Raw genomic sequence first — 13,732 nt, 5'->3', positions numbered from 1 at the left:
ACGCCATTGTTGCCGCCGGTACCACCGGCGAGCCGACCACCATGTCGTTCGCCGAGCATTTCGACGTCATCCGCACGGTGGTCGAAGAGGTCAACGGCCGGATTCCCGTCATCGCCGGCACGGGAGCCAACAACACCGCGGAAGCGGTCGAACTGGCTCGCTACGCCAGTGAAGTGGGCGCCGACTGCTGTCTCTCGGTGGCGCCTTACTACAACAAGCCGACCCAAGAAGGCTTGTATCAGCATTTCAAGGCGGTCGCCGAGGCGAGCGAGCTGCCGATCATCCTCTACAACGTTCCCGGGCGGACCTGCTCCGATATCTACAACGAGACGGTCTTCCGGCTCGCGGAGCTCGAGCGGATCGTCGGCCTGAAGGATGCCACCGGCAACCTGGAACGTGCCGAGGAACTGATCGATCGTCTCGAGGGCAGCGGCTTCGCGCTCTACTCCGGCGACGACGCCACCGCCTGCGATTTCATGCTGATGGGCGGTCATGGCGACATTTCGGTCACCGCCAACGTCGCGCCAAAGTCGATGCACGATCTCTGCGTCGCAGCGACCAGCGGCCAGCGTGAGAAGGCGCACCAGATCAATGCGCGCCTCGCCCCGCTGCACACGGCGCTGGGGATCGAATCCAACCCGATTCCGGTCAAGTGGGCGCTCAATCGCATGGGGTATGCCGAGACCGGGATCCGGCTGCCGCTGACCTGGCTGTCCGAGCGCTATCACGGCAACGTCGGCGAAGCGCTGCAGCTCGCCAATATCGAAACGAAGTGAAATCTGCCGACGTGGTTCGAATCGCCAATCAGCCCATTGCTTCAAACAAAGGTGGATGCATGAAGCCCATCCTCAAATGGATGCCTCTGATGTTGTGCTCGTCGCTGGCCCTGTCCGGCTGCGGACTTTTCCAGGACGGTTACTATTACGACCGTAATGCCGAGTATCAGAAGGCGGAGATGGCCAAGCCGCTGGAGCTGCCGGCGTCGCGCGATCAGGTGCGTTACCAGGATTCGATGCCCGTGCCCCAGGCCGACAGCGATTTCTCCGCGTCGGACGCCGTCGACGATGTGCCTCGTCCGCAACCGCTGGCATCGGGCCAGAGCGATGAGCAGCCCTATGCCGAGCTGCGCCAGGCGGGGAGCGAGCGTTGGCTGCTGGTCGATGCCGCGCCGGCCAGCGTGTGGCCGCGGCTGCAGGGCTTCGCCGTCGATCACGGCGTCAACCCGACGGCGATCGATGCCGCCGGTGGCCGTATCGAAACCGCCCAGGGCAACGTGAGCCTGCGCCAGGGCCTGCGTAGCGGCACCAGCGAAGTCCGCTGCGACATCGGTGGCAGTGCCCAGTGCCTGAGTTCGATCAAGGCCTACCTGGATAGCAACCACACCGCGGACAGCGGCGTCTCGCTGGCCGCCCAGCCGCTCGATCAGAGCGAACGGGTGAAACTGCGCAATCGCGGCGGCAACTGGGAGCTCGATCTGGCGCTGGATGGCGAACGCGCCTGGTCCGAACTCTACTATCAGTTGCAGAATGGCTTCGACGACAACCGCCTGACGGTGACCGACCAGAACCGCAGCGCGGGCCAGTTCTTCATCGACTATCTGCCGCTGGACGCGGATGACGGTGGCTGGTTCGACTGGTTCGGCAGCGACCCGCAGCCCAACCACTATCGTCTCCAGCTCGACTCGAATGCCGGCAACAGCGTGGTGACGGTGGCCGGCGCCGATGGGCAGCCGGTCGAGCCCGCCGCGGCACGGGAGCTGCTGGATGCCATCGCGTCCACGCTGCGGTGATGCCGCTGCCGTCGATGCCCGGGCAGCCCTCTTCAACGCAGGGCCGCCCTGCCACCGGGCTCAGCTTCGCCTCGCTGGGCAGCGGTAGCAAGGGCAACGCGACCCTGGTCAGCGACGGCGAGACCCTGGTGCTGGTGGATTGCGGTTTCGGCGTGCGTGAGGCGGAGAAACGCCTCGCCCGCGTCGGCGTCCACCCGCGCCAGCTGGCCGCCGTGCTGGTCACCCACGAGCACAGCGACCATATCACCGGGGTCGGGGCGTTGGCGCGCCGTCATCAGTTGCCGGTCTATCTCAGTGCCGGCAGCTGGCTCTCCGGCAAGCTCGGCGAGGTGCCCAGCCATCAGCTGCTGGTCCCGCAGGCACGCTTCGCCATCGGCGGGCTGGAGATCGATCCGGTCACCGTGCCCCACGATGCCCGCGAGCCGATCCAGTTCTGCTTTCGCGCCCACGGTCGCCGTCTCGGCGTGCTGACCGACCTCGGCCACCCGACGTCCCACGTGGTCGACGCCTTCAGCGGCTGCGATGCGCTGTTCCTCGAGTGCAATCACGATCCGCGGATGCTGGCCGAGGGGCCTTACCCGCCCCATCTCAAGCGGCGCGTCGCCGGCCGCTGGGGGCATCTGGCCAACGCTCAGGCGTCGGACCTGCTGCGTCGGCTGGGGCTCGATCGGCTGCAGCGGATTGTCTGCTCGCACCTGTCGGCGCAAAATAACCACCCCGAGCGGGTGCTGGAGGCGCTGGTGCCATTGCTCGACGGCGATGAATCGCGTCTGCTGGTCTCGACCCAGGATCGGGGCATCGACTGGCAGCAGGTGGCGTGACGTTGGCACCTGTCCACCCCGTCGCCGCACCACGCTTCAATATCCTCTTCACGAACCTGCTGCCCCACGGGGCCGCGACGGAGACAGCTCCATGCAAAAACGCGATCTTCTCTACGCCGGCAAGGCCAAGTCGGTCTACCTGAGCGACGACCCGCAGCGACTCGTCCTGCACTTCCGCGACGATACCAGCGCCTTCGACGGCAAGAAGAAAGAGGCGCTCGAGCGCAAGGGAATGGTCAACAACAAGTTCAATGCGTTCATCATGGAGAAACTCCAGGCGGCCGGCATCCCCACGCATTTCGAGCAGCTGCTGTCGGACACCGAGTGCGTGGTCAAGAAGATGGAGATGATTCCGGTGGAGTGCGTGGTGCGCAACCTGGCCGCCGGTGGCCTGGTTCGCCGCCTTGGCGTCGAGGAGGGCATCGCCTTGAATCCGCCGACCTTCGAGCTGTTTCTGAAGAACGACGAGAAGGGCGATCCGATGATCAACGAGTCGCTGGCGGAGACGTTCGGCTGGGCAACCCCCCAGCAGCTGGCGACCATGAAGACGCTGACGTTCCGGGTCAACGACGTGCTCAAGCAGCTGTTCCTCGACGGTGGCATGCTACTGGTGGACTACAAGCTCGAGTTCGGTCTCTTCGAGGGTGAGATCGTGCTGGGCGACGAGTTCTCGCCGGACGGTTGCCGACTGTGGGACGCCGAGACGCGCGAGAAGCTGGACAAGGATCGCTTCCGCCAGGGCCTGGGCGGTGTGATCGAGGCCTACGAAGAGGTGGGGCGGCGTCTGGGCATGACCTTCTAGAAACGCTGTCTCAATGCCTGCGCGCCGTACGCCTTGCACTTCGCTCCGCTCGGAGATTGTTGCAGCGCTTCTTGAGAATTGATTCCCATTGGAAGCCCCGACGTGACAACGCCGGGGCTTCCTGCTAGTCGGACGCTGTAGTAAAGACCTTTTAGCGCCTTACGCCATCGTCAGTCGATGCGCTTTACGCTTTCGATGGTGATCGGCGTCCTGGGCACGTCGGCGTGGGGGCCCTGGCGTCCGGTCGGCGTTTCGGCGATCTCGTCGACCACGTCCATGCCGGATACGACATGACCGAATACCGTGTAGCCCGGATTGTAGAGATCGCGATAATTCAGCGCACTGTTGTCGACCAGGTTGATGAAGAACTGACTGGTGGCGGAATCCGGATTGGCGGTACGCGCCATGGCGATGGTTCCGCGGGTGTTGTCGAGACCGCTCCTCTCCAGCGGGATCGGGGCGTGGGTATCCTTGGGCTCGAGATCCGCCGTCATGCCGCCGCCCTGGATCATGAAGTCCTGCATGACACGGTGAAAGACCGTGCCGGTGTAGAAGTCCTCATCGACGTACCGCAGGAAGTTCTCCACCGTCCTGGGCGCCGCCTGGGTGTCGAGCTCCACCTCGATGGGGCCCTGACTCGTCTGCAGACGCACTTGGGGGTGATCGGCATCGGCGAGCGCCGGCAGCGAGAACAGGGTCAGGGCCGACAGGCACAGGGGGATCAGCGACTTTCGCATCGAGGGCACTCCAGTCTTTCATCGAAGTTCGCCAGCCTAGCGGCATCGGGGCAGGCTTGCCAGCGCCGGCGATGTCGGCGGGATGTCACTCCGCCGCAAGATCCATCACGAGGTGATCGATGACACGCCATGAGACCGACCGACTGATCCTGAGAAAGCCGGATAGCGCCGACGGGCCGCGGCTGTTCGCCATCTATGGCGATCCGGAGACTCACCGCTTCAACCCGGCCGGGCCCCACGCCGATGCCGCGGTATCGATGGCGGTGCTGGGCGGGTGGCTCGATCACTGGCAGCGCCACGGTTTCGGGATATGGGCCATCGAGGAGAAGGCGAATCCGGGGGGCGTCATCGGCTTTGGCGGCCTCGGCTGGACGAGAGAGGCGGGATGGGGGTGGATTCTGAACCTGGGATATCGCTTCTCCCCCGCCGCCTGGGGCAAGGGGTACGCCACCGAGATGGGCCAGGGCGCGATCGACCATGCCGTCGAGCGACTGGCGGCGGACAGGGTCTACGGCCTGGTTCGCCCGCATCACGCGAAGTCGATCCGGGTCCTGCACAAGCTGGGCTTTCGCGAGGTCGGCACGCTGGAGGACACGCCGGGCGAGCCGGCCAGCCTGGTGCTCGAGCGATCGCTGCGCTGAGCCGTTCAGCGCGACTCGATCGCCTCTACCCCAATCTCGGTGTCGCCATCGCGCTCGTCGACACGAAAGCGGACGTTGACGTCGCGCAGCAGGACGCCATAACGCTTCGACGCGTCCTGCCGGGTCGCGGTGCTGCCGTGGTAGGCAGGGCGCGGATCCTGACTCAGCACCTCCTCGATCAGCCGAGCCAGCGCGTCACCGTCGGGATGCCGACGAAGCGCCTCGTCGGCCGCGGCGTCGAAGACGACGCGGTAGCGGGGCGGCGACGCGGGGGCGAAACCGGCATTGGCGTCCGGGCGGGACTCGGCCCAGGGGAGATACGGCTTGATGTCGAGGATCGGGGTGGCATCGCACAGATCGTGCCCCCGCAAGTGCAGTTTGACCCGGCTCTCGCAGCCGGCGAGGCGGGAACCGGCGATCGGCGCGCGGGCGAGAGCGGGGCGCGGGGTGCACTCCACCCCGACCAGCTCCACCAGCGACTGGCCAAGCCGATTGGGACGGTGGGTGCTCCGGCTGGCGAACACGCCGACACGGCGATTGCCGCCCAGGCGCGGTGGTCGAACCCGGGGCTTCCATGTCGTGGGGCTGCGATCGAAGACGAACGTCAGCCAGAGATGGCTCATCGCCTCGATGCCCTCCACGGCAAGCGGATCGTCGAATGGCGGTGTCAGATAGAGAATCGCCCGCGCCGACGGAGCCAGCCCGGGCTGCCGGGGGATGCCGAACTTGTCGGGATAGTCGCTGGCCACGTGACCGATCGCCTCCAGCGGGAAGGTGCTTGCGGCGGGCGGGGCGTCAAAGGGAGGCGATTGCATCGTGAAGCCAGTTCCAGAGGTGAAATTTCATAACGGTGCCATACTGCATGAGCGCTCGCGTGGCGGGCGCGTCGGCCCTTTGAAAACTCGCATGATACCAAGGAGAGGTGTTGGATGAGTTTCTTGCACGTTTATCACGAGGCGGATGGGGATCAGCCGCTGTTGAGCAGCCACGATGCCTATCGTATCGCACTGGAACTCGGCTCCATCGAGGTCTATTTCGATCGGCGCGAGTTGACGGAGCTACCGGTCGGCGTCGATCGTCGGCAACTCATGGTGCTGAACAACGACACGGCGGCGGAAATCCAGCAGCTGAGCGGCCGCCGATACTGCGACCTGCGCGGCATGAGTCCGCAATATCCCGATCTCGAGCTCCGGCGGGAGTTGTTGTGCACCGAGTCGGCGAGCGACGAGGAGGCCTGGCATCTGTTTCTGAGAGGCCAGGCGATCTTCTATTTCCACCTCGACCATCGGGTCTACGTCGTCGGCTGCGACCGGGGCGACCTGATCTCGGTGCCGGCAGGGCTGCCACACTGGCTGGATATCGGCCCGGAGCCCGACTTCCTGGTGCTGACGATGTGCAACGCCCCGTCGCACGACGTGATCGCGACGGCGAGTGATATCGCCCTGCGATTTCCACGCTTTGAAAGGTTGGTCGACGCCGTCACGGCTTGAGACAGTCGCGATGTCGTCTCCGATGGCAGGAGTGATCGCCATGCTCGAACGAACCCGCTTTCGCCAGGCCCTGCCCAGGGATGCCTCGGATCAGGCCGAGGTCTTCCACCACGCGATCATGGAGGGGGCCGCGGGCCACTACACGCTGGCCCAGCGCGAGGCCTGGGCCGCCTCACTGCCGCGTACCGCGGAGGCGTGGGCGGCACGCCAGGCTATCTACCCCACGCTGGTTGCCGAATGCGACGGCCACTGTATCGGCTTCTGCGAGCGCGATATGTCGGCGGGCCGCATCGAGACGCTCTACGTCTGGCCCTCGGTGGCGCGCCAGGGGATCGGCTCACGCCTGCTGTCGCTCTCCATCGAGGCGCTGCGGGACGCCGGTCGCGCGGCGGTGTCGATCGAGGCGAGCCTGGTGTTGGCACCTTCGCTGTCCGGGCATGGCTGGGAAACCCTCGGCGAGGAGTGGATCGAGCGTCGTGGTGAACGGCTGCCGAGGGTGCGCATGCGTCTCGCGGCGGCGGCTTCCGCCGGGTGACGGAGATTCCGTGATGCCGGGCCCGGCGGGAATTTCCCTTGGCGCAGGAAATTCGGTAGAGTCGCTTCCATAATGAAAGTGACCCAGGATATCTCATCGCTCTGTCCGGTGGCCCGCGCACTGGCGTGCGTCGGCGACAGCTGGACCCTGTTGATCCTGCGCGACGCCATGCAGGGGGCGCGCCGCTTCGACGAATTCCAGCGTGGCCTGGGCATCGCTTCCAGCATGCTGACGCGACGCCTCGAGCGCATGGTCTCCAACGAACTTCTCGAGAAGCGCTGCTATCAGCAGCATCCGCCGCGTCACGAGTATCATCTGACGGACAAGGGGCACGAACTCGCCCCTGTCATCCTGATGCTCTACCGCTGGGGGGAACAGCATCTGCCGATCGAAGCCAATGGTTTCCGTCTGATCGATCGACGGACCCTGCGTCCTGTCGAGCCGATCCTCTATGACCGCCACCACGGGCGACCGCTGTCGCCCGGGGACGTGCGCCTGGCCCCGGGGCCCGATGCCAATCCGGCGGTTCATGCCCGTGTCGAACGTATGCGCAAAGCCTTCGAACGAGGCGATTCTTCCGACTCGCAGCCAGCAGCGGCGCGCGCCGACTGCCACGCCGCCATGGAGGCGAGTGACTCGATCAATGACTGAAAGGACATCGTCATGCGACGTATCGTAGTGACAGGTATGGGGCTCCTCTCGCCGCTGGGTTGCGGCATCGAACCGGTATGGCAGCGCCTGCTGGCGGGCGCTTCCGGTCTGCGCCGGCTACCGGCGGAAGTCGTCGAGGGGCTGGCGGCCGGCGTCGGCGGTCCGGTGCCGACCATCGCCGAGGACAGTGCGGGATTCGACCCCGACGCGACCATGGACCCGAAGGAGCGGCGCAAGATGGACCGCTTCATCCAGATGGCCGTCGCGGCGGCGGAAGAGGCGCTGGCCCAGGCCAACTGGTTCCCGAAGACGGAGGCGGAGAAGGAGCGCACGGCGACCCTGATCGGCTCCGGGATCGGCGGCTTTCCGGCGATCGCCGATGCGGTACGTACCACCGACAGCCGCGGCCCGCGTCGACTCTCTCCCTTCACCATCCCCTCGTTCCTGGCCAACCTCGCCTGTGGCCAGGTATCGATTCGCCACGGCTTCAAGGGGCCGCTCGGCGCGCCGGTCACGGCGTGTGCCGCCGGCCTGCAGGCGATCGGCGATGCCGCGCGCATGATTCACGCCGGTGAAGCCGAGGTGGCATTGTGCGGCGGCAGCGAAGCCTGTATCGATCGCGTCAGCCTGGGTGGGTTCGCCGCTGCCAAGGCGCTCTCCAGCCATTTCAACGACACCCCGGAGCAGGCCTCGCGGCCGTTCGATCGAGCGCGGGACGGCTTCGTCATGGGCGAAGGCGCCGGGCTGATCGTGATCGAGACCCTCGAGCACGCGCTGGCGCGTGGTGCGACGCCCATCGCCGAGCTGGTCGGCTATGGCACCACGTCCGACGCCTATCACATGACGGCGGGTCCGGAGGATGGCTCCGGCGCGGCACGGGCGATGCAGATCGCGCTGCGCCAGGCCGGCCTGGAAGCGGGCGAGATCCAGCATCTCAACGCCCATGCCACCTCGACGCCGGTGGGCGATCGCGGCGAACTGGCCGCCATTCATCGCCTGTTCGGCGATCGTTCGCCAGCGATCAGCGCCACCAAGGCGACCACAGGCCACCTGCTGGGCGCCGCCGGCGGGGTCGAGGCGATCTTCACGCTGCTGGCACTGCGCGACCAGGTTGCACCGCTGACCCGCAACTACACCGATCCTGACCCGCTGGCGGCGGACCTGGACGTGGTCCACGGCGAATCGCGCCGGATGCCGATGGAACACGCCATCTGCAACGCCTTCGGGTTCGGCGGAGTCAACGCCAGCGTGATCTTCAAGCGCTACGAGGGCTGAAACGGGCTGCGCACGCCAGCGTTTCAGAGCGTCGTGTACGACGATCAATATGCAAAAAGCCAAACCGAGATTCCCTCTGGTCATGGGGTTTCGGTTTGGCTTTTTCTTACAGCTTACAGCTTACAGCTTCCCGCTCCCCGAAGGGGTCAGGCCATCGTATCGACGATCCCGCCTTCCACTCGCATTGCCGCGCCGGTGGTGGCGCTGGCCTGGGGCGAGGCAAGGTAGACACTGAGATTGGCGACCTCCTCGACTTCGGCCACGCGTTGGATGATCGACGACGGCCGGTTCTCCTTGACGAAGTTGGCTTCCGCCTCGGCCTCGCTGATGCCCTGCTGCTTGGCGATGTCGGCGATCATCTTGCCGACGCCCTCGGACTTGGTCGGTCCGGGAAGCACGGCGTTGACCGTGACTTGGGTGCCGGCGAGCACCTTGGCCAATCCGCGGGAGATCGACTGTACCGCGCTCTTGGTCATGCCGTAGTGGACCATCTCGGCGGGAATGTTGAGCGCGGACTCGCTCGACAGGAACTGGATACGCCCCCAGTCGCGCTCTTTCATCCCCTGGGCGTAATGACGCGACAGCCGCACCGCGCTCATCACGTTGACGTCGAAGAACTGCTGCCACTCCTCATCCGGGATCTCGAAGAAGTCCTTGGGCCCGAAGATGCCGACGTTGTTGATCAGGATGTCGCAGGAGGGCTTCTGGTCGATGAGCGCCTGACAACCCTCGGCCGTCCCCAGGTCCGCCGCGACCCCGTCCACGGTTGCGCCCGGAAGCTTGCGCTCGAGCTGGGCGATGGCGTCGTCGACCCGCGCCTGGGTGCGCCCGGTCACGGTGACGGCCGCACCGGCGTCGGCCAACCCCTCGGCGATGGCCAGCCCGATGCCGGCGGTGGAGCCGGTGACGATGGCGGTCTTGCCTGTCAGATCGATTTTCATCAGGTCTCTCCTTTTCCTGCGCTGTGGTCCGCGTTCCGGCGCCAGCCATGCCGTCTCGAAGGCGAGGGTGATGGCTCCGACGAAAGTCGCGGGGGTACACTTCCACATCGGGGCATTGGCAGCGAACACAACCCCGCGGCGCCTTTCAGCGTAGGACGCTTTTCGCAATTCGCCGTCCCATCGCTGAAAGCCGCCCGGCTGCCGCCTCCTTATACTCAACTGAAACAACCCTAAGGAAACGCTGAATAAATCGACGAGCAGGATGAAGCGCAAGACGCGCGGAGCGCAGGAACCGGAGCCTATGGGTAGGTGAGAATTCGACCGGGCTGGCGCTCCAGCACCGCGCAACGCAGCGATTCGCCTGCGCAGGCATTTATGCAGTGCTTCCCTAAACCTCCAGGGAGAGAGACATGGCCACGAGCCCGACGCGTGACGATTTCGACCGCTACATGACCCCCAACTATTCGCCGCAGCAGGCGATCCCGGTGCGCGGCGAGGGGAGCCGGCTGTGGGATCAGGCGGGCAAGGAGTACATCGATTTCGCCGGCGGCATCGCGGTCAATGCGCTGGGGCACTGCCATCCGGCGCTGGTCGACGCGCTGACCACCCAGGCCAACAAGCTGTGGCATCTCTCCAACGTCTACACCAACGAACCGGCGCTGGCGCTGGCCAGGCAAATGGTCGAGCGGACCTTCGCCGACAAGGCCTACTTCTGCTCTTCCGGTGGCGAGGCCAACGAGGCTGCGTTCAAGCTGGCGCGGCGCTGGGCGTTCGACAACTTCGGCGAGAAGAAGCACAAGATCATCTCGTTCAAGCAGGCGTTCCACGGCCGCACGCTGTTCACCGTCAGCGTCGGCGGCCAGCCCAAGTACTCCGAAGGCTTCGGCCCGATCCCGGGCGGCATCGTGCATGCCGAGTTCAACGATCTCGACAGCGTGCGCGCGCTGATCGACGACGATACCTGTGCCATCGTGGTCGAGCCGATCCAGGGCGAGGGCGGCGTGACCCCGGCGACGCCGGAATTCATGCAGGGCCTGCGCGAACTGTGCGACCGACACCAGGCGCTGCTGGTCGTAGACGAGGTGCAATCCGGCGTCGGCCGCAGCGGCAAGCTCTACGCCTATATGCACTACGGGGTGACGCCGGACATCCTGACCACCGCCAAGGCGCTGGGCGGCGGTTTCCCGATCGGCGCCATGCTGACCACCGATCGCGTGGCGCCGTCGCTGGCGGTGGGCACTCACGGCTCCACCTACGGCGGTAACGCGCTGGCCTGCGCCGTGGGTCTGGCCGCGCTGACCACCATCGATACGCCGGAAGTGCTGGCGGGCGTCGAGCGTCGCCATCAGCTCTTCCGCGAGCATCTTGAGGTGATCAATCGCAAGTACGGCGTGTTCAAGGAGATCCGCGGCATGGGCCTGCTGATCGGCGCCGAGATGAGCGACGACTTCGAGGGCCGCGCGCGGGACATCCTGCCGCTGGCCATCGAACAGGGGCTGATGATTCTGGTCGCAGGCCCCAACGTGCTGCGCATGGCGCCGTCGCTGGTGATCCCGGAGGCGGATATCCAGGAGGGCATGGCGCGGCTCGAGATCGCCATCAGGCAACTCGTCGATCCGTCATGATCGACGCCGACGTTGTCTCAGGGGGCATGGACGAAGGCGCGTCGCGTAGCGTCGGGCATCTGCTGGTTCGTCCGGCGCGGTCGGGCGATCTGGCCGCGATCGAGCGGCTTGCCGGCGGCTCCACGCCCAGACTGACCAACCTGCCCGCCCATCGCGACCGGCTGGAGGAGCGCATCGCCCGCTCCACCCGCGCGCTCTCCCATAACGTCGATTTCCCCGGCGACGAGCTCTACACCTTCGTGCTCGAGGATCGGGAACTGGGCGAGATCGTCGGTACCGCCAGCATCCGGGCCCAGGCGGGGGCGCAGGACGCCTACTACACCTATCGCCAGGAAACCCTGATCCACGCCTCGCAGCAGCTCAATCTGCGCCACGAGGTGCAGACCCTGTCACTCTCCCACGAGATGTCGGAAGTCTCGCTGCTGTGCGCGCTGTCGCTGGACGCCCGCTACCGTGGCACCAGCGCGGCGACGCTGCTGCGACGGGCCCGGCTGATGTTCATCGCCCAGTACCCCGAGCGCTTCGCCGAGACCCTGGGCGTCGCCTTCCCGGGCTATCTGGACGAGGAGGGCGGTTCGCCGTTCTGGAACAGCGTCGGTCGCCACTTCTTCGAGCAGGGCTACCACGAGATCAACCTGCTGGCGGGCGTGCGCTCGAAGAGCTTCATCGCCGAGGTGATGCCGCAGTTCCCGCTCTATCTGCCGCTGTTGACGCCCCAGGCCCGGGCGGCGATCGGGCGCGAGCATCCGGCCCACGAGCAGGCGCTGCAGGAGATGCTGGCCGAAGGGTTCGTGCGCTCGCGCCACGTCGATATCTTCGACGCCGGACCGGTGGTGAGAGGGGAGCGGCAGCGTCTGCATACGCTGACCCACTGCGGCTGGCACCCGGTGCGGATCCGCCCGGCGGCCTCGCTGCCGGATGCGGAGCCCGCCATGGTGGCCAATCAGCAGCTGGCGGACTTTCGCTGCACCGTCGCGCGCTACGCGCTCACGCCCACCGGCCAGCTGCTGCTGTCGGAAGAGCAGGCGGCGCTGCTTGGCGTCGAGGAGGGGCGTGCCGTACTGGTCGCGCCGCTGGCGCTACCCAATGTCGAAGACGCGCTGGACGAGGGAGAACTGTAATGCGGCTGCGACCCATTGGGCACCACGATATCGACGAGCTGCAGGCGCTGGCCCAGGAGACCGGGGTCGGTTTCACCTCGCTGCCCAACAGCCGCGAATTCCTGGCTGCCAAGATCGCCAACGCGGTGGCGGCCTTCGAGGGCCGCGTTCCCCAGCAGGAACGACTCTACTTCTTCGTGCTCGAGGACGAGCAGAGCGGTGAACTGGCGGGCTGCTGCGCAATCGAGGCCGAGGTTGGCCGCGAGACACCGTTTTACCACTACCGTGTCGGCAAGCTGGCCCACTCGTCGGTTCAGCTCGACCTGCATCGCACCATCGACACGCTGTTTCTGAGTTCTGACCATACCGGCGACGCCGAAGTCGCCTCGCTGTTCCTGCGTCCGGCCTATCGCCGCGATCGCAACGGCACGCTGCTCTCCAAGGCGCGCTGGCTGTTCATGGCGGAGTTTCGCGAATGTTTTCCGGCCAAGGTACTGGCGGAGATGCGCGGCGTGTTCAGCCCGGAGGGCGTCAGCCCGTTCTGGGAGAGCCTCGGCAGCCACTTCTTCCCGATGGAGTTCAAGCAGGCCGATCAGCTCACCGGACTGGGCCAGAAGAGCTTCATCGGCGAACTGATGCCGAAGTACCCGATCTACACGCCGTTCCTGCCCCAGGCGGCGCGGGAGTGCATCGGCCAGGTCCACGAGCACACCCGGCCCGCGCTGGAGATGCTCAAGAAGGAGGGGCTGCGCTGGGAAGGCTACATCGACATCTTCGACGGTGGCCCCACGGTCGAGGCCTACATCGACGACGTCCGCGCCATTCGCCACTCCTCCTGCGTCACGGTGGAAGTCAGCGGCGACTCTCTCGCCCAGCCCGAGCGCCCCGGCTGGATGGCCGCGACCACCGGCATGAGCGACTTTCGCTGCAGCTGGATCGGTCGTGGCCCCAGCGAGGACGGAGTGATCACGCTGACCACGGCGGAAGCCGAGCGGCTGGGCGTGACCAGCGGCGACGCGCTGCGGGTGCTGGAAACGTAACCCGGCTGCGCCGGGAGCTATAAGCTGTAAGGAAAACCAGCTTTAAGTCGTAAGAAAGGTCAAAAGCGAACAACCGATTGTTGGATTTCGTGGTGGTGGTTTGATGTCGGCTTACGGCTTACGGCTTACGGCTCGCGGCTTACGGCTTACGGCTTACGGCTCGCGGCTCGCGGCTCGCGGCTTACCCATGAATCATCAGGAGCGACATATGCACGCCAAACAACAACTGCTGGTCGACGGTCGCTGGATCGACGGCGCCGCCGCGCGTTTCGCCAAGCGCGATCC

Annotated in this window: 15 protein-coding genes; 12 read left to right on the top strand and 3 right to left on the bottom strand. The window is 66.0% G+C overall.

Annotated features, from left to right (window positions below; translation table 11 throughout):
- From dapA to purC, 4 genes are all read left to right on the top strand, one after another.
- A partial coding sequence (gene dapA, locus Q0602_RS08115; RefSeq protein ID WP_298841369.1) for a 4-hydroxy-tetrahydrodipicolinate synthase occupies positions 1-776 on the top strand: 776 nt, incomplete at its 5' end.
- Positions 777-835: 59 nt separating this feature from the next.
- Positions 836-1,789 (top strand): outer membrane protein assembly factor BamC, encoded by a 954-nt coding sequence (gene bamC, locus Q0602_RS08110; protein WP_298841366.1) that lies wholly within the window; start codon positions 836-838, stop codon positions 1,787-1,789.
- Positions 1,789-2,610 (top strand): MBL fold metallo-hydrolase, encoded by an 822-nt coding sequence (locus Q0602_RS08105; protein WP_295040193.1) that lies wholly within the window; start codon positions 1,789-1,791, stop codon positions 2,608-2,610. Before bamC ends, Q0602_RS08105 begins: the two co-directional genes overlap by 1 nt.
- 91 nt (positions 2,611-2,701) lie before the next feature.
- Complete coding sequence (gene purC / locus Q0602_RS08100; RefSeq protein WP_298841362.1) at positions 2,702-3,412, top strand: phosphoribosylaminoimidazolesuccinocarboxamide synthase; 711 nt, start codon at positions 2,702-2,704, stop codon at positions 3,410-3,412.
- 170 nt (positions 3,413-3,582) lie between these two features.
- On the opposite strand, the gene Q0602_RS08095 is transcribed toward purC, so the two are convergent.
- Positions 3,583-4,149 (bottom strand): peptidylprolyl isomerase, encoded by a 567-nt coding sequence (locus tag Q0602_RS08095; RefSeq protein ID WP_298841359.1) that lies wholly within the window; start codon positions 4,147-4,149, stop codon positions 3,583-3,585.
- A gap of 119 nt (positions 4,150-4,268) precedes the next feature.
- Here Q0602_RS08095 and Q0602_RS08090 point away from each other — a divergent pair, with 119 nt between their 5' ends.
- Entirely contained in the window at positions 4,269-4,790 is a 522-nt protein-coding gene (locus Q0602_RS08090; RefSeq protein ID WP_298841356.1) for a GNAT family N-acetyltransferase, read from the top strand.
- A 5-nt stretch (positions 4,791-4,795) separates the two neighbouring features.
- Here the strand turns inward: Q0602_RS08090 and tsaA are convergent, their stop codons facing one another.
- Positions 4,796-5,605 carry a tRNA (N6-threonylcarbamoyladenosine(37)-N6)-methyltransferase TrmO gene (gene tsaA / locus Q0602_RS08085; protein ID WP_298841354.1) on the bottom strand — a complete coding sequence of 270 codons (810 nt, stop codon included), beginning with the start codon at positions 5,603-5,605 and terminating at the stop codon, positions 4,796-4,798.
- A gap of 114 nt (positions 5,606-5,719) precedes the next feature.
- Here tsaA and Q0602_RS08080 point away from each other — a divergent pair, with 114 nt between their 5' ends.
- The 4 genes from Q0602_RS08080 to fabF all read left to right on the top strand — a co-directional run bounded on the left by Q0602_RS08080 (position 5,720) and on the right by fabF (position 8,741).
- Complete coding sequence (locus Q0602_RS08080; protein WP_295040185.1) at positions 5,720-6,280, top strand: cupin; 561 nt, start codon at positions 5,720-5,722, stop codon at positions 6,278-6,280.
- A 40-nt stretch (positions 6,281-6,320) separates the two neighbouring features.
- Positions 6,321-6,815, top strand: coding sequence for a GNAT family N-acetyltransferase (locus Q0602_RS08075; protein WP_298841350.1), 495 nt, complete (start codon positions 6,321-6,323; stop codon positions 6,813-6,815).
- 72 nt (positions 6,816-6,887) lie between these two features.
- Positions 6,888-7,466, top strand: coding sequence for a helix-turn-helix domain-containing protein (locus Q0602_RS08070; protein WP_298841347.1), 579 nt, complete (start codon positions 6,888-6,890; stop codon positions 7,464-7,466).
- Positions 7,467-7,478: 12 nt separating this feature from the next.
- On the top strand, positions 7,479-8,741 hold the full coding sequence (gene fabF, locus Q0602_RS08065; RefSeq protein WP_295040180.1) for a beta-ketoacyl-ACP synthase II: 1,263 nt from the start codon (positions 7,479-7,481) through the stop codon (positions 8,739-8,741).
- A 146-nt stretch (positions 8,742-8,887) separates the two neighbouring features.
- Here the strand turns inward: fabF and Q0602_RS08060 are convergent, their stop codons facing one another.
- Complete coding sequence (locus tag Q0602_RS08060) at positions 8,888-9,682, bottom strand: SDR family oxidoreductase (RefSeq protein WP_298841343.1); 795 nt, start codon at positions 9,680-9,682, stop codon at positions 8,888-8,890.
- Positions 9,683-10,092: 410 nt separating this feature from the next.
- Here Q0602_RS08060 and Q0602_RS08055 point away from each other — a divergent pair, with 410 nt between their 5' ends.
- Genes Q0602_RS08055 through astA form a run of 3 tightly spaced genes read left to right on the top strand, consistent with a single transcriptional unit; the run spans position 10,093 to position 13,447 of the window.
- Positions 10,093-11,307, top strand: coding sequence for an aspartate aminotransferase family protein (locus Q0602_RS08055; protein WP_298841340.1), 1,215 nt, complete (start codon positions 10,093-10,095; stop codon positions 11,305-11,307).
- Between the two features lie 26 nt (positions 11,308-11,333).
- Positions 11,334-12,428: an arginine N-succinyltransferase gene (locus Q0602_RS08050; RefSeq protein ID WP_298841372.1), complete on the top strand. Its 1,095-nt coding sequence runs from the start codon at positions 11,334-11,336 to the stop codon at positions 12,426-12,428.
- Complete coding sequence (gene astA / locus Q0602_RS08045; protein WP_298841338.1) at positions 12,428-13,447, top strand: arginine N-succinyltransferase; 1,020 nt, start codon at positions 12,428-12,430, stop codon at positions 13,445-13,447. The genes Q0602_RS08050 and astA overlap by 1 nt, the downstream gene beginning before the upstream one ends.
- The last annotated feature ends 285 nt before the right edge of the window (positions 13,448-13,732 follow it).

The sequence above is a fragment of the uncultured Salinicola sp. genome (assembly GCF_937921195.1).
Lineage (GTDB): Bacteria > Pseudomonadota > Gammaproteobacteria > Pseudomonadales > Halomonadaceae > Salinicola.
Note: the sequence above shows the minus strand (reverse complement) of the source record. Positions and strands in the feature narration are given on the sequence as shown.